Annotated in this window: 14 protein-coding genes and 1 riboswitch; of the genes, 2 read left to right on the top strand and 12 right to left on the bottom strand. The window is 68.1% G+C overall.

Annotation, left to right across the window (positions count from 1 at the left end; translation table 11 throughout):
- Positions 1 to 22 precede the first annotated feature (22 nt).
- Genes cobA through cbiE form a run of 5 tightly spaced genes read right to left on the bottom strand, consistent with a single transcriptional unit; the run spans position 23 to position 4,386 of the window.
- The gene (gene cobA, locus I6F28_RS24100) at positions 23 to 754 is read right to left on the bottom strand and encodes a uroporphyrinogen-III C-methyltransferase (RefSeq protein ID WP_036005341.1); all 732 of its coding nucleotides are present in this window, start codon (positions 752 to 754) and stop codon (positions 23 to 25) included.
- On the bottom strand, positions 751 to 2,061 hold the full coding sequence (locus I6F28_RS24095) for a cobyrinic acid a,c-diamide synthase CobB (RefSeq protein WP_225141386.1): 1,311 nt from the start codon (positions 2,059 to 2,061) through the stop codon (positions 751 to 753). The genes cobA and I6F28_RS24095 overlap by 4 nt, the downstream gene beginning before the upstream one ends.
- Complete coding sequence (cobM, locus tag I6F28_RS24090) at positions 2,061 to 2,843, bottom strand: precorrin-4 C(11)-methyltransferase (RefSeq protein ID WP_036023536.1); 783 nt, start codon at positions 2,841 to 2,843, stop codon at positions 2,061 to 2,063. The genes I6F28_RS24095 and cobM overlap by 1 nt, the downstream gene beginning before the upstream one ends.
- Positions 2,840 to 3,208, bottom strand: a complete 369-nt coding sequence (locus tag I6F28_RS24085) for a cobalamin biosynthesis protein (protein WP_036023534.1) — start codon at positions 3,206 to 3,208, stop codon at positions 2,840 to 2,842. Before I6F28_RS24085 ends, cobM begins: the two co-directional genes overlap by 4 nt.
- A complete protein-coding gene (gene cbiE, locus I6F28_RS24080; protein WP_225141385.1) occupies positions 3,205 to 4,386 on the bottom strand; it encodes a precorrin-6y C5,15-methyltransferase (decarboxylating) subunit CbiE in 1,182 nt (393 codons plus the stop codon). Before cbiE ends, I6F28_RS24085 begins: the two co-directional genes overlap by 4 nt.
- Here cbiE and I6F28_RS24075 point away from each other — a divergent pair.
- Positions 4,385 to 5,131 (top strand): cobalt-precorrin-6A reductase, encoded by a 747-nt coding sequence (locus I6F28_RS24075; protein ID WP_225141384.1) that lies wholly within the window; start codon positions 4,385 to 4,387, stop codon positions 5,129 to 5,131. The two genes, cbiE and I6F28_RS24075, sit on opposite strands and share 2 nt — an antisense overlap.
- Here the strand turns inward: I6F28_RS24075 and cobJ are convergent.
- Genes cobJ through I6F28_RS24040 form a run of 7 tightly spaced genes read right to left on the bottom strand, consistent with a single transcriptional unit; the run spans position 5,107 to position 13,026 of the window.
- A complete protein-coding gene (gene cobJ / locus I6F28_RS24070) occupies positions 5,107 to 5,841 on the bottom strand; it encodes a precorrin-3B C(17)-methyltransferase (RefSeq protein ID WP_225141383.1) in 735 nt (244 codons plus the stop codon). The genes I6F28_RS24075 and cobJ overlap by 25 nt on opposite strands.
- A complete protein-coding gene (locus tag I6F28_RS24065; protein ID WP_036023524.1) occupies positions 5,838 to 6,569 on the bottom strand; it encodes a precorrin-2 C(20)-methyltransferase in 732 nt (243 codons plus the stop codon). The genes cobJ and I6F28_RS24065 overlap by 4 nt, the downstream gene beginning before the upstream one ends.
- Before the next feature lie 2 nt (positions 6,570 to 6,571).
- The gene (locus I6F28_RS24060; RefSeq protein ID WP_036005374.1) at positions 6,572 to 7,201 is read right to left on the bottom strand and encodes a precorrin-8X methylmutase; all 630 of its coding nucleotides are present in this window, start codon (positions 7,199 to 7,201) and stop codon (positions 6,572 to 6,574) included.
- On the bottom strand, positions 7,201 to 8,364 hold the full coding sequence (cobG, locus tag I6F28_RS24055; protein WP_225141382.1) for a precorrin-3B synthase: 1,164 nt from the start codon (positions 8,362 to 8,364) through the stop codon (positions 7,201 to 7,203). Before cobG ends, I6F28_RS24060 begins: the two co-directional genes overlap by 1 nt.
- Entirely contained in the window at positions 8,361 to 11,606 is a 3,246-nt protein-coding gene (gene cobN, locus I6F28_RS24050) for a cobaltochelatase subunit CobN (RefSeq protein WP_225141380.1), read from the bottom strand. Before cobN ends, cobG begins: the two co-directional genes overlap by 4 nt.
- Positions 11,606 to 12,655, bottom strand: a complete 1,050-nt coding sequence (gene cobW, locus I6F28_RS24045) for a cobalamin biosynthesis protein CobW (protein WP_109144295.1) — start codon at positions 12,653 to 12,655, stop codon at positions 11,606 to 11,608. Before cobW ends, cobN begins: the two co-directional genes overlap by 1 nt.
- Positions 12,652 to 13,026 (bottom strand): DUF1636 family protein, encoded by a 375-nt coding sequence (locus I6F28_RS24040; protein ID WP_036005458.1) that lies wholly within the window; start codon positions 13,024 to 13,026, stop codon positions 12,652 to 12,654. Before I6F28_RS24040 ends, cobW begins: the two co-directional genes overlap by 4 nt.
- A 94-nt stretch (positions 13,027 to 13,120) precedes the next feature.
- Positions 13,121 to 13,342: riboswitch (cobalamin riboswitch) on the bottom strand.
- Positions 13,343 to 13,382: 40 nt separating this feature from the next.
- Here I6F28_RS24040 and cobO point away from each other — a divergent pair.
- The gene (cobO, locus tag I6F28_RS24035) at positions 13,383 to 14,018 is read left to right on the top strand and encodes a cob(I)yrinic acid a,c-diamide adenosyltransferase (protein WP_225141378.1); all 636 of its coding nucleotides are present in this window, start codon (positions 13,383 to 13,385) and stop codon (positions 14,016 to 14,018) included.
- Positions 14,019 to 14,021: the final 3 nt, after the last annotated feature.

Here is a 14,021-nt window from a genome sequence, read left to right as displayed (position 1 = left end):
GGGCGAACCGCTGCCGGAGCCGTCATGCCGGATATTCTCCCGCCAGCGCGCCGAACAGGATGACGGCCGCAGTGGAAGCGGCGCCGCCGCGCCCAAGCTGCTCGGCGAGCTCGGCAATCGTGGTGCGGACCAGCCGTTCGTCGGGACGCCCGAGAGATTCGGCGAACAGCGCCGGAGTGCTGGGAGCGAGGCCGTGCGCGATCAATTTTGCGGCAAGCGCCGGAAAGGTGCGCCGGCCCATATAGACCACGGTCGTGGCCTCGGGGTCGGCCAGTGCCGCCCAATTCAGATTGGGCGGCAGCTCGCCCGTGACGTCAGCGCCGGTGATGAACTGCACCCGGCGGGAGGTATACCGGCGGGTCAGGGGAATGCCGGCCTGGGCGGCGGCGACACAGGCGGAGGTGACGCCGGGAACGATCTCGTAGCCGATGCCGGCCTCGCGCAGCGTCTCGATCTCCTCCTCCAGCCGGCCGAAAATGCCGGCATCGCCGGACTTGAGCCGCACCACGCGCGCGCCGGTTGCGGCATAGTCGACCAGGAGACGGTTGACGTGGTGCTGCTTGGTCGAAGGACGCCCGGCCCGCTTTCCCACCGCGACGAGATTGGCGCCGGGCCGTGCGAGATCGAGGATCGCGCCGGAGGCAAGATCGTCATAAAGCACGACGTCGGCCTCGCGCAGCCGCGTGGCGCCCTTCACCGTGAGGAGCTCGGGATCGCCCGGACCGGCGGAAACGAAAGAGACAAAACCGCTCACCGGTCCTCCGCGATCAGATGGAAGAACGTGCCGGTGGCATGGCCACGGCGCGAGCCGGTTTCGGCAATGACCGCGCCGGTGGCATCGTGCACGACCGCGAGCGGCGTATCGGGCTGGGCGAGGATGGTCGAATAGTGGAACTCGTGGCCGCGCAGGCGCGCGCCAGGCTGATGCCCCGGCATCGGCGCAGCCAGTTCAGCAAGACGATAGCCGAGATGCATGCGGCGCTTGGCAAAGCTGGTCTCGAGGCCAAGCAGCCCCGCCATCTCATGGCTGATACCGTCGGCGTCGGTCAGGCCTGCGCCCAGCACCATATAGCCTCCGCATTCGCCATGCACCGGCCGCGTCTCGGCGAAAGCGCGCAAGCCGCTGCGAAAGCGCGCATTGGCCGCGATCTTTCCTGCATGAAGCTCGGGATAGCCGCCGGGCAGCCAACACACGTTGGCGCTCGCATCGGGCGCTTCATCGGCCAGCGGCGAGAACGGCACGATCTCGGCGCCCGCGGCGCGCCAAGCTTCCAGCATATGCGGATAGACGAAGGAGAACGCCGCATCGCGCGCCAGCGCGATGCGCTGGCCGGGCGGCGTCACGTTCAATCCGTTCGCCGCAGCTTGCGGCGACCATTGGCCTGCCGAGTGGAGCACCGCATCGAGATCGACGTGCTCGGCGACAAAGCGCGCGGCCTCGTCGATCAGCTTGCCGATCTCGGCCTGCTCCTCGGCCTGCACGAGACCGAGATGCCGCTTCGGCAGGCTGATCTCGGCATGGCGCGGCAGCGCGCCGAACACTTTGATGCCGGCCTCGTTCAGCGCGCGCCGCACCAGATCCTCATGGCGGGGGCTGGCGACGCGATTGAGCACGACGCCGCCAAGGCGCACGCCGGCGCGGTAATCGCGAAGGCCGGCGGCGATCGCTGCCGCAGTCTGCGCCTGGCCGGAGGGATCGATCACCAGAACCACTGGCCAGCCCAGCATCTCCGCGATATCAGCGGTCGCTCCGGTGCCGGAGACACCGCGCGCGGCGACACCGTCGAACAGGCCCATCGATCCCTCGGCGAGAACGACATCTGCATTGCCGCCACGGCTGACGAGATGCGCGATGGTGCCGCGATCCATCGCCCAGCTGTCGACGTTGACCGAGGCGCGTCCCGTGGCTGCGGCGTGGAAGGCGGGATCGATATAGTCGGGGCCGCTCTTGAAGCACTGCACGTTCAGGCCGCGCTTGCGCCAGGCGCGGGCGAGCGCCAGCGTCAGCGTGGTCTTGCCGACGCCGGAGGCCGGCGCGGAGATGACAAGGCTCGCCGGCATCACGACGCCTCCGGAAAGCGCGGCTCGGCACCGACCGGCCGGTAGCGGCGGTCGTAGTCGGCGGCATAGAGGCGGCTCTCGTCAAAATCGGCAGCGCCAAGCGTCTTGCCGACCAGGATCAGCGCCGTGCGCTCCATCTCGCCACCCACGAACGCACCGAGCGTTGCAAGCGTCGCGCGCACGATGCGCTGCTCCGGCCAGCTCGCGCGCCAGACGATCGCGACCGGGCAATCCGCGCCGTAGTGCGGCGTCAGCTCGGCGACGACCTGGTCGAGCAGATGGATCGACAGGTGGATCGCGAGCACCGCGCCGGTCGCGGCGAACGCGGCGAGCTTCTCGCCCTCGGGCATCGCGCTGGCACGGCCCGGCGTGCGCGTCAGCACGACCGTCTGAGCAAGACCGGGCAGCGTCAGCTCGGCCTCCAGCGCGGCCGCGGCAGCCGAGAACGAGGGAACGCCGGGTGTCACCGAGTAGGGAATCCCGAGCGCACGCAAACGGCGGAGCTGCTCGCCCATCGCCGACCAGATTGAGAGATCACCGGAATGCAGCCGCGCGACATCCAGGCCTGCCGCATGCGCGCCTGCGATCTCGGCGATGATCTCGTCGAGCGACATTGGCGCGGTGTTGACGATACGTGCGCCGGGCGGGCAATGCGCCAGCACGCCCTCCGGCACCAGCGAGCCGGCATAGAGACAAACCGGACTGGCCGCGATCAGATCGCGGCCGCGCAACGTCAGCAGATCGGGTGCGCCCGGCCCGGCACCGATGAAATGCACCGTCATGGGCCGTCTCCTTCGGCAATCGCGGCGGTCGCGGTGCGATCCTGCGAGACAACCCGTGCTGCAATCAACCGCGCGCGCGGACCGGCGACCGCGAGCGCCGCAGCCTCGGCTACAGATCCGGTGCCAAATTTCTCCGCGACGAGCTTCGATTGCGTGGGCGTGTCGATGCCGGCCAGTGTCGCGGCCGGAACGGCCCTGATCGGCACGCCGCATTCACGTGCGAGTTGCTTCAGCGCCTCGATGTCGGCCTTATCGCTGACGGTTGCCATCGCCGCAAGCCCTTCCGCACCGCCCGCAGCGAGCAGCGCTTCACGCAGCGAAGCCAGCGTCACATCGCGCTTGAAGCCGAGTCCGGCGACCTTCATCGCACCACACTCCACTGCACCACGGGGCGTGCTGCCTCCCACGACCGATAGCGGCCGAGCGGGGCGGCATGCGAAATTTCGGCCCGCATCAGTTCGCCGCCGTGACGCCGATGCAGCTCGCCGAGCAGAGCTTCCGTCTCCAGCGTCACAGCATGCGCCACGAGCCGCGCACCCGGCGAGAACCGCGGCCAGATCGCATCAAATAACACTTCGTCGAGACCACCGCCAATGAAGACGGCATCCGCCGCTTCCAACCCGGCAAGAGCTTCCGGTGCCCTGCCCGTGACGACTGTGATCCGATGTGCCAAACCGAAGGCGGCTGCATTCTTGCGGATGTTCGCGGCGCGATCCTCGCGCGCTTCGACTGCACTCGCCGTCCCACCACACAGCGCCCACTCCACGGAGATCGAGCCTGAACCTGCGCCGATATCCCACAACCGTTCGCCGGGCCGCGGCGCCAACGCCGAGAGCGCGAGCGCACGTACCGGCCGCTTGGTGATCTGGCCGTCATGCATGAAGAGGTCGTCCGATAATCCCGAACTGCGGGGCATCCCCTGTCCGCCCTTCGCCTCGACGGCGACGGTGACCAGGTTTCCGGCGAGATCACCGGCAAGACTATCGGCGCGATATTCTGTGACGCTTTCGCGCGGGCCACCGAGGGCGGCGAGCATCCAGAAGGCCGAGGCGCCCCACCCGCGCTCGCTCAACCACCTAGCCAGATCGCCAGCCGCTTTCCCATCGCGCACGAGACAGATGATGCGCGCCCCTCGCGCCAGATGCGGACCGAGACGCTCGAACGGTGCGGCGTGAAGCCCGAGGCAGACGGTGGATTCGAGTCGCCAGCCCAGCCGCGCGGCGGCGAGCGAGAAGGTGGACGGAGCAGGATGCGCGATCCACTCGTCGCCACCGAGCTTCTCGGCAAGGCTCGCGCCGGCGCCATGCCAGAACGGATCGCCGGAGGCGAGCACCACCGTCGGCCTGCCGCGACAGCTCAGCACGACATCCGCATCGAACGGCACCGGCCATGGACGACCGCGGCTGCCAATTTCGGCAAGCGCAAGATGGCGCTCGCCGCCGAACACGGTTTCGGCCTTGGCAAGCGCCTTTCGGCTTGCCTCCGACAGCCTGGCAAGGCCATCTTCGCCGATACCGATGATGGTCAGCCAGGGATCAGACATGATTCGCGCCCTCATTCTGGGCGGAACGGCCGATGCGAGCCTGCTCGCCGCGGAGATCGCGCGCGCCGGCATCGATGCCATCTATTCCTATGGCGGCCGCACCCGCGCGCCCGCCGATCAGCCGCTGCCGACGCGCATCGGCGGGTTTGGCGGCGTGAGCGGACTTGCGGATTACATCCGCGCCGAAGGCATCACGCATGTGATCGATGCAACGCATCCCTTCGCCGCGGAAATGAGCCGCAACGCCGTTGCGGCTTGCACCGAGACGGGCACGCCGTTGCTTGCGCTGGAGCGCGCGCCCTGGATCAAGGCGTCCACCGACAACTGGATCGAGGTGGCGGATGTCAATGCTGCCGTCTCCGCACTGCCCGACGCCCCGGCAAACGTGTTCCTCGCCATCGGCCGTCAGCACATCGCGCCGTTCGCGGCCAAGCCGCAACATGCCTACACGCTGCGTTTCGTCGATCCGCCCGAAGCGTCGCTGCCCTTCGCGGCCGATGTGATCGTATCGCGTGGCCCCTTCACCCTCGACGGCGAGTTGGAGATGCTGCACACGCGCGGCATCGCCTGGATCGTCGCCCGCAATTCCGGCGGCGACGGCGCGCGCGCCAAGATCGACGCGGCGCGCAGGCTCGGCCTTCCCGTAATCATGATCTCGCGACCAGAGCTGCCCGAGCGCCAAAGGGTCGAGAGTGTCACTGACGTGATGCAATGGCTCGGTCATTCTGCGCGCCTCGGCGCATAGACCCAGCGGCCGATGCGGCGCGTCTGCGAATTGCCGACGATGACAAGCGTGCGCATGTCGGCCATCTCGGGCGTCGCCTGGTTCAGCGTCACGATCTCGATCTTTTCATCAGCCGCGCTGATCGCGCGCGCGAAGATCATGAGACGCTCGCCGCAGCCGGCTTCGCGAAGCAGCGCAAGCGCACGGCCGAATCCTTCCGGGCGGCTGGCCGAGCGCGGGTTGTACATCGCGATGGCAAAATCGGCTTCCGCCGCGAGGCGCAGGCGCTTCTCGATCACCGCCCACGGCTTGAGATTGTCGGAGAGGTTGATCGCACAGAAATCATGGCCGAGCGGCGCGCCGGCACGCGCGGCGGCCGCCAGCATCGCGGTGACGCCGGGCAGCACACGGATCGAAAGTTCACGAAATTCCGGCGCCTGCTCGAGCGTCTCGAACACGGCGGATGCCATCGCGAACACGCCGGGATCGCCGGAAGAGACGACGACGACCTGACCGCCTTCGGCGGCAAGCCGCAGGGCTTCGCTCGCGCGTTGCAGCTCTTCGCGATTGTCGGATGGATGCAGAGTGAGCCCAGGCCGCGGCGGCACGCGCGCGACATAGGGCGCATAGCCCAGAATGTCGGTCGCCGTCGCAAGCGCGGCGGAAACTTCCGGCGTCACCAGCGCGTCGCTGCCCGGCCCGAGGCCCGCGATGGTCAGTGTGCCTGTCATTCGGCGGCATCCAGATGCCGGCCCTTGCCGTGCACGAGCACGATCGCGAAATAGGGACAGTCGGCCGCATCGATCTCGGCGAGCCGCACCACGCGCTCGCCTGGCATGGTGCCACGCTCAACCAGCCAGGCATCGGCGAGCCGCCCGGCGGAGCTGAGCGCGCGGCGCACTTTTGCGAGATTGCGGCCGGTCTTCATGACGACCAGTGCATCGGAATCGCGCATGCGGCGTTCGAGCTCGGCCTCGGGCAGCGTGCCCATCAGCACCGTCGTCACGTCGTCGCCGAGCGCGATCGGCCGGCCGACGCCGTTCCAGCAACCGACCATGCCGGGGATGCCGGCGATCACCTCGATCTCGACGCGGCCCTGCAGGCGCGTGTGCAGATGCATGAACGATCCGTAAAAGTAGGGATCGCCCTCGCAGAGCACGACGACGTCGACGGCGCGCGAAAGCCGCGCCAGGCGCTCGGCCCATTCGTCGTAGAAGCCGGCGAGCAGCTGGACATATTCGGGGCTGTCGAAAGCGATCTCCGTCGTAACAGGATATTCCATGGGATATTCGGTAACGCCCGCAGCCAGCATGCCATCGACGATGCGGCGCGCCTGACCGGGCCTGCCCTTCTTGCGAAAATAGGCGACGTGGCTGGCGCCCCGCACCGTACGATCGGCACGCACGCTCATCAGATCAGGATCGCCGGGGCCGAGACCGCAGCAGATGATGCGTCCCATGGCTATTCGCTCCGGCTTGCCAGCGCGTTCACGGCAGCAACCGTGATGGCGGAGCCGCCGAGGCGGCCTTCGACGGTGAGCGCCGGTGCCGGCGGATCGGCCATCAGCGCGGCCTTGGATTCGGCCGCGCCGACGAAGCCGACCGGACAGCCGATGATCGCAGCCGGCCGCGGGCAGTCGCGATCCTCCAGCATGTTGAGCAGATGAAACAGCGCGGTCGGTGCATTGCCGATCGCGATGATCGCGCCATCAAGATGCGGCCGCCACAGCTCCAGAGCCGCGGCCGAGCGCGTGTTGCGCATGGACTGCGCCAGCGCGGGCACGGCGGGATCGCCGAGCGTGCAGATCACGGCATTGGCCGCGGGCAGTCTTGCCCGCGTAATGCCTTCGGACACCATGCGCGCGTCGCACAGGATCGGCGCCCCCTTCTGCAAGGCCGCGCGCGCGGCAATCGCCATATCAGGGGTGAAGCGGATATGCGCCTCGAGGCCAACCATCCCGGCGGCATGGATCATCCGCACCACCACCTGCTCCTCGTCCGACGTGAAGCGCGCGAGATCGGCCTCGGCCCGGATGGTGGCAAAGGATTGCCGGTAGATCACAGCGCCGTCGGTCTCGTAGGTGTGCGGCATCAGTTCCCTCCGACCAGGATGGAGGGATCGCTGACGATGTCGGCGCCGTTCAACCCGCGCAGCACCGGCGCGTCGCGGGTCGAGCCGTCGCGGACGAGATCGAACCCGGCGCGCGTCGCAATCAGCGTGACTGCAGCCGCGCCGGAATGGGCGCAGCCCTTGCCGCAGCCGGAGACATGGAGCCGCGCGTCGGCGGGGATGCGCGGCGCCAGCGCCGCGGCCAGCGCGCGCGTATCGGCATGGGCTTCGCGGCAACGCGGCGCGCCGCTGCAGGCGATGACGCGCAGCGCCGGATCGAACGGCTCGGTGATGAGCCCCGCCGCGCTCGGCATCTCGCGCTTGCCCTCGCTCAGCACCATCCGCCAGGGCGTCATGCGCAGCGCATGGCCGCAAGCAGAGAATTGATGCAGCGTCGCGTGCAGCATCTGCCCGAACGCCACCCCGACCATTGCGCCTTGCGGATAGTGCCCGGGACGCACCGCGGCCATCACCGGCGCAGGCTCGGTCTCGCCGCGCAAGGATTGAGGCAACACGGCGCCGGATGCGATGTGGGCTGCCATGCGCCCTCGCCCGCCGTTTGCACCGCCGGAGATGATGAACCAGCTTGCGAGCGCCAGCGCCGCGCTCACGGCCTGTCCGCGTTCAACGGAACGACCGAGCTTGGCGCCATCGGCCCGCACCAGGAGACCGCCCGAGCGGTCGCGCTCGATGCGGATGTCGGCGGAATCGCCGGCGAGAACACGCGACCGCCCGTCATCGATGGCGAAGCCGAACTTGGTGGGAAGCGCCAGGCCAGAATCGGCAAGCGCCTCCTCGAGCTCCGCGGCGAGCGACTGCGTTTCGTCGCCGTTGCTCCAGAACGGCGTCACCAGGATGTTGCGCCTGGCTTCGATGTCGGCGTCGGGATCGAGCAGCGCCAGTTGCGCCAGACCATCGAGCAACGGCCGATGGCCGTCCTCCTGAACGCCCCTGATCTGCAGATTGGCCCGGCTCGTGACGTCGATTAGACCGTTGCCGAAGCGCTCGGCGAGTTCCGCAAGCCCGGAGATTTGTGGTGCTTCAAGGCGTCCCCCGAACGGACGCACGCGCACCACGAGCCCGTCGCCCGATTGCATCGGGCGCAGCGCGCCGGGACACCAACCCTTGACCGTGGTCGCGCTCATGAGGCCTCCCGCAGCGCCGCTGCAATCGAATTGCGGCGGGTTCGCCAGAGCGAGGCTTCGCGCAGGCGCGTGAAGCAGGTTTCCATCGCGGCGAGTGCGGACGGATTTTCGTGCGCCATGAAGGCGCGGACGTCGTCGTTGCCGAGTGTCGCGTCGTAATAGAGGTCGAACAGATGCGGCGGCACCGCGCCGGCGAGATGCGCGAAGGCGGCCATGTGCTCCAGCGTCGCGGTGATCTCGGCGGCGCCGCGGAAACCGTGGCGCATCATGCCGGAGATCCAGGCCGGATTGGCCGCCCGTGCGCGAACGACGCGCGAGATCTCTTCCGTCAGCGTGCGCGCATGCGGCTCGCCGGGCCGCGTCGCATCGAGGTGATAGAGCGACGGCACGCCTGCGCCGAGGTTCGCGGCTGCCGCGGCGATGCCTGCCTCATGCGCGGCATAGTCGGCGGCCAGCAGCAGATCGGTTTCGGGCAAGTCCTGGACATGGACAAAAGCATCGGCGGACGCGAGACGCTGTTCGATACCAGCGCGATCCGGCTGCATCGCGCCATCGGCAGAGAACGCCCAGGACGATGCCGACAGCCACGCTTCGCCTGCGGCCTCGCGCGTGTCCGGCGTGAAGGCATCCGGGATAGCCGAGAGGCCGACGCCGTATTGTCCCGGCCGCGGCGCGAACACGCGGGACGCACGCTGGCGATAGGGATTCTCATCGCCCTCGTCCTCGCGCGCGGCGAGCGCCTCGGCGGCGGCTTCGAACAATTGCGCCAGCCCTGCGAAGACATCGCGGAACAGGCCGGATACGCGCAGCGTGACGTCGATGCGCGGACGGCCGAGCTCGGCCGGGGCGATGATGTCGTAACCGGTGACACGGCCGGAAGCGTGATCCCAGCGCGGCGCGAGGCCGGCCAGATGCAACGCCATCGCGAACTCTTCGCCTGCGGTGCGCATCGTCGCCGAGCCCCAGAGATCCACCACGAGGCCCTTCGGCCAGTCGCCGTGATTCTGCAGATGACGGCGCAACAGCTCTTCGGCGAGTTTTATCCCCTGCGCATGCGCCGACGGCGTCGGCACCGCACGCGGGTCGACGGCGAAGAGGTTGCGCCCTGTCGGCAGCACATCCTGACGCCCGCGATACGGAGAGCCCGACGGCCCGGGGGCAACGCGTTTTCCGGCGAGCACGGAACGCAATGCATCGCGCTCCGCTTCGCCGCAGGCACCGCGGCCGAACACGTGCAGGCCATCGCCGAACTGGCTCTCCTTGAGGTCGCAGACGAAGCGGTCGATCCGCGGGATGGCTTCGGCCGGTGCGGCCATTGCATCGAGGCCGAGATCGTCTTCGAGACCCGCCGCCCGCGCCTCGTCACGGATCGCCGCGATCAGCCGCTGGCGGCGCGCGGGATCGAGACCATCGGCGGTCGAATATTCGTCGAGCAGGCGTTCGAGCCGGCGCAGGCCCTCCGGCACCGCGGATGTCTCAAGCGGCGGCGGCAGATGGCCGATCGTGACCGCGCCGATGCGCCGCTTGGCCTGCGCGGCCTCGCCGGGATCGTTGACGATGAAGGGATAGATGACGGGGAGATCGCCGATCAGCGCTTCCGGCCAGCACGCTTGCGACAGCGCCACGGATTTTCCGGGCAGCCATTCCAGCGTGCCGTGCGCGCCCATATGCACGACGGCATCGCAGCCTTGCTGCCGGAGCCAGAGATAGAACGCGACATAGGCGTGGCGCGGCGTGCAGGCGAGATCGTGATAATCGGCATCGCGCGAGGCCGCGTCGCCGCGCTCGGGCTGGACTGCGATGATCGACCGGCCGCATTGGATCGCAGCGAAGTAGAACGCGCCGTCGCGGCAGCTCGGATCGTTCTCCGGTGCGCCCCAGGCCTGCACGAGATCGTCCTGCAAGGATTGCGGCAGGCGCGCCAGCCCCGTGCGATATTCGGCGACGCTCCAGGTCAAGCTCTGCTTCAATAGTTTTGCGCCGAGCGCATCGACCGGCGCAACGTCGAAGCCGACCTCCGCGAGATCGGAGATCAACGCCTCGACCGACGCCAGCGCGTCGAGCCCGACGGCGTGCGCGATCTGATGCGGCCGGCCCGGATAGTTCGACAGCACGATCGGCAGCCGCTTCTCGCCGGCGGGCTTCTCCGCGAGGCGACGCCAAGCCGCGACGCGCGTGGCAACGGCGTTGACGCGCTCTTCGTCGGGCCTGTGCGCTAGATGCGCGAATTGCAGATCGGGATCGCGCTGACCGGCCGATTTGAAGCTCACCACGCCTGCGAACAGGCGGCCATCGACCTCCGGCAGCACGACATGCATCGCGAGATCGCCGGGCGACAGGCCGCGCAGTGATTCCGCCCAATCCTCGCGCCGCGCCGTGGAGAGCGCAACCTGGAACACCGGACAGGACGCGGCATCGAATGGCGTGGTGCCGTCGTCGCCAAGGGCCGAGAACGCCGTCGCATTGACGATCGCCGCCGCAGGATGTTGTGCCAGATGCGCGCGCAGCCAGTCGGCAGCGCCCGGCGCCTTCAGCGAGGTGACGAACACGCCGTAGGCGTCAAATCCCTTCTCGCGCAGCGCCGCAATCAAGGCGTCGACGGGCCCCGTATCGGCGGCGGTGAGATAGGAGCGATAGAACGTCACGAGTGCGCGCGGCTTGCCCTCGCCAACTGGCGCGGCAATGACACCGCGCGCGGGATCATAGAATCCCATCTCGGGCACGGTCATCTCGCCGATGACCGGGCCGGCATAAAGGCCTGAGGCCAGCGCGAGCTGCGCGATCGCGGCTTGCGCGGCGACCGGGCCACCGGAGTCGCAGAGCACCTTGAGCCGCCGCAGCGTCGAGACCGGCAGGGTCGAGTACGCATCCAGCCGCGCGTCGTCGCGGCCGTCCGCCGGCAGCACGGCGAGCACGATGTTGCGCTCTTGCGCGAGTTGCTGGAGCGCCGCGAGCCCGTATGCCCAATAGGACTCCCCGCCGATCAGGCGCACCAATATGCCCCGCGCCTGCGACAGCGTCCGTTCGATATAGGTGTCGACCGACAGCGGATGACGCAGCTCCGCGAGATTGGCCAGCCGCAGCGACGGCAGGCTGCCCCGACCGCGGCGCCAGCCGGCCGCAAACGCGGCCAAATCGGAATCCGAATACGAGAGCACCACGAGATCGGCCGGGTCCTGGCCGATGTCTCTTGGCGTCGCGGTCTCCTCGAGACCGCGGCTCTCGCGGAAGACGACGTGCATCAGATGCCAGATCCTGAAAGACCAAGTCCTGCCTTGATGGCGGCCTCGTCGATATCGCCATGCTCGCCGATCACGACGAGCTTCGACTGTCTGAGACCCGCGCCCCAGGGCTTGTCGAACTGATGGCGCACCCGCTCGCCGACCGCCTGCAACAACAGGCGCATCGGCTTGCCAGCGACCGCGATGTACCCCTTCGCCCGCAGCACGTTCTGCTCGCGCGCCAGTTTCTGGACCGATGCGACCAGCGCGTCGATGTCGGCGACCTCCGGAAGATCAATCACGACCGAGGCAAAATCATCGTGCTCGTGCTCCTCCTCGCCGTCATGATGCGATGGCCGCGCGGCGAGATCATTCTCGGCGGCAGCGCCGAGGCCGAGAATGACGCGCGCATCGATCGCACCGTCGGTGACCGGCAGCATCGGCACGCGGCGCGGCATCTCGGCGGTGATCGCCGCTTTTGCGGCTTCGATTCCGGCTGCGCCCGCAAGATCGGCCTTGGTCAGCAGCACGATGTCGGCGCAGGCGATCTGGTCCTCGAACACTTCTGACAGCGGCGTCTCGTGATCGAGATTGTCGTCCGCCGCGCGCTGCGCTTCCACCGCAGCCGGATCCGGCGCGAAGCGGCCGGCCGCGACGGCCTCGGCGTCGGCCAGCGCGATCACGCCGTCGACCGTGATGCGCGAGCGGATCTCCGGCCAGTCGAACGCCTTCAGCAGCGGCTTTGGCAGCGCCAGGCCCGAGGTCTCGATCAGGATGTGATCGGGCCGCACCGGGCGCGCCAAGAGTTGCTCCATGGTCGGAATGAAATCGTCGGCGACGGTGCAGCAGATGCAGCCATTGGCGAGCTCGACGATGTTCTCCTCCGGGCAATTCGCATCGGCGCAGGACTTCAGGATCTCGCCGTCGACGCCTTCGCTGCCGAACTCGTTGACGAGCACGGCGAGCTTCTTGCCGCCGGCATTGCTGAGCAGATGCTGGATCAGCGTCGTCTTGCCGGAGCCCAGGAAACCCGTGACGACCGTAACCGGGACTTTTGCGAGCGAGTTCATTCAGCGGCCTCCGGCACGACGGTAACAGGGGGAATACGGGCAAGCGACTGCTTGCGGAAGATTTCGGGACGGCTGCGCCAGGGCACGATTCCGTCGGGCGCCGCCGCGTAGGCCGCAGCACCTGCGACCACGTCCTGCGCATTCGCATCGGACAGGCGGCCATAGACATAGGACCAGCGGCCGGGCGCGCTGAGCGCGACCGAGCAGCCCTGGCTGCACGCCGACAGGCATTCGACGGGAACCACGCTGACGCCCTCGGGCACGCCGGCCTCGAGGATCGCGCCATGCAGGCGCTTGCCGGGCGTCGTCTCGCCCTCGCCGAGCGTCTGGCCGGCGCGGCAGGTGATGCAGACATGAAGTGTGACGGTCATCGCCTCTTCCAGATAACAGCGGGAGGCGATGAGGCGCACGGACCATTCTCCTGAAGGCCCGCTTCCCCGTCGCGGAACACCCCGTCCGCCGGTCCAAAACTCGTCCGCGCTGGCAGGTCTCCCGGCTTGCGGAGCAGGGTTTTGGCCCTTCGATCCCCGCCTTCCCGATCCCAAAAGGAATCAGTGGCTTCGGGCATCTCTCCGGTCACGGTCGCGGGGGCGGCTGCAGTTTGGACCCAAATCTTTGCGGATTCGGACCCTATCGCATTCCCTCTTCGCCTGTCATAGGACAGGAACCAACGCCAGGCCACCATTTGCCGGTGGCCGCCACTTGTCAAGCCGAAGGACCGGGACCGATGACGCCTGAACCGGAAACCCACACGACCGAGGAAACCGACGCCCGCCACGCCGCCAAAATGGCGAAGAAGAAGGCCGCTCGCGACAAGATCATGGCGACCAAGAGCGGCGAAAAGGGCCTGATCATCGTCCATACCGGCGCCGGCAAGGGCAAATCCTCCTCGGCTTTCGGCATGATCGTCCGCTGCGTCGCGCATGGCTTCCCTTGTGCGGTGGTGCAATTCATCAAGGGTGCCTGGGATACGGGCGAACGGCGCCTGCTCACCGACCATTTCGGCGAACTCTGTCAGTTCCACGCGATGGGCGAAGGCTTCACCTGGGAGACCCAAGACCGCACCCGCGACATCGCTGCCGCGCGCGCCGGCTGGGAGAAAGCCAAGGAGCTGATCCTCGACGAGCGGCTGCGCATGGTCGTGCTCGACGAGATCAACATCGCGCTGCGCTACGACTATCTCGACATCGCCGAAGTCGTCGATTTCCTGACGACGCAAAAGCCTGCGATGACGCATGTCGTGCTCACCGGGCGCAACGCCAAGGACCAGCTGATCGAGATCGCCGACCTCGTCACCGAGATGACGCTGGTCAAGCATCCCTTCCGCTCCGGCATCAAGGCGCAGGCCGGCGTCGAGTTCTAGCTT

It is taken from the genome of Bradyrhizobium sp. NBAIM14 (assembly GCF_020193895.1).
Classification (GTDB): domain Bacteria; phylum Pseudomonadota; class Alphaproteobacteria; order Rhizobiales; family Xanthobacteraceae; genus Bradyrhizobium; species Bradyrhizobium yuanmingense.
Note: the sequence above shows the minus strand (reverse complement) of the source record. Positions and strands in the feature narration are given on the sequence as shown.

Bases quoted from the DNA above. Each gene is read 5' to 3' on its own strand.
- cobO (WP_225141378.1), top strand. From the start codon at position 13,383: ATGACGCCTGAACCGGAAACCCACACGACCGAGGAAACCGACGCCCGC.
- cobJ (WP_225141383.1), bottom strand. From the start codon at position 5,841: ATGACAGGCACACTGACCATCGCGGGCCTCGGGCCGGGCAGCGACGCG.
- I6F28_RS24065 (WP_036023524.1), bottom strand. From the start codon at position 6,569: ATGGGACGCATCATCTGCTGCGGTCTCGGCCCCGGCGATCCTGATCTG.
- I6F28_RS24075 (WP_225141384.1), top strand. From the start codon at position 4,385: ATGATTCGCGCCCTCATTCTGGGCGGAACGGCCGATGCGAGCCTGCTC.
- cobG (WP_225141382.1), bottom strand. From the start codon at position 8,364: ATGAGCGCGACCACGGTCAAGGGTTGGTGTCCCGGCGCGCTGCGCCCG.
- I6F28_RS24095 (WP_225141386.1), bottom strand. From the start codon at position 2,061: ATGCCGGCGAGCCTTGTCATCTCCGCGCCGGCCTCCGGCGTCGGCAAG.
- I6F28_RS24040 (WP_036005458.1), bottom strand. From the start codon at position 13,026: ATGACCGTCACACTTCATGTCTGCATCACCTGCCGCGCCGGCCAGACG.
- cobW (WP_109144295.1), bottom strand. From the start codon at position 12,655: ATGAACTCGCTCGCAAAAGTCCCGGTTACGGTCGTCACGGGTTTCCTG.
- cobM (WP_036023536.1), bottom strand. From the start codon at position 2,843: ATGACGGTGCATTTCATCGGTGCCGGGCCGGGCGCACCCGATCTGCTG.
- I6F28_RS24060 (WP_036005374.1), bottom strand. From the start codon at position 7,201: ATGCCGCACACCTACGAGACCGACGGCGCTGTGATCTACCGGCAATCC.
- I6F28_RS24085 (WP_036023534.1), bottom strand. From the start codon at position 3,208: ATGAAGGTCGCCGGACTCGGCTTCAAGCGCGATGTGACGCTGGCTTCG.
- cobN (WP_225141380.1), bottom strand. From the start codon at position 11,606: ATGCACGTCGTCTTCCGCGAGAGCCGCGGTCTCGAGGAGACCGCGACG.
- cbiE (WP_225141385.1), bottom strand. From the start codon at position 4,386: ATGTCTGATCCCTGGCTGACCATCATCGGTATCGGCGAAGATGGCCTT.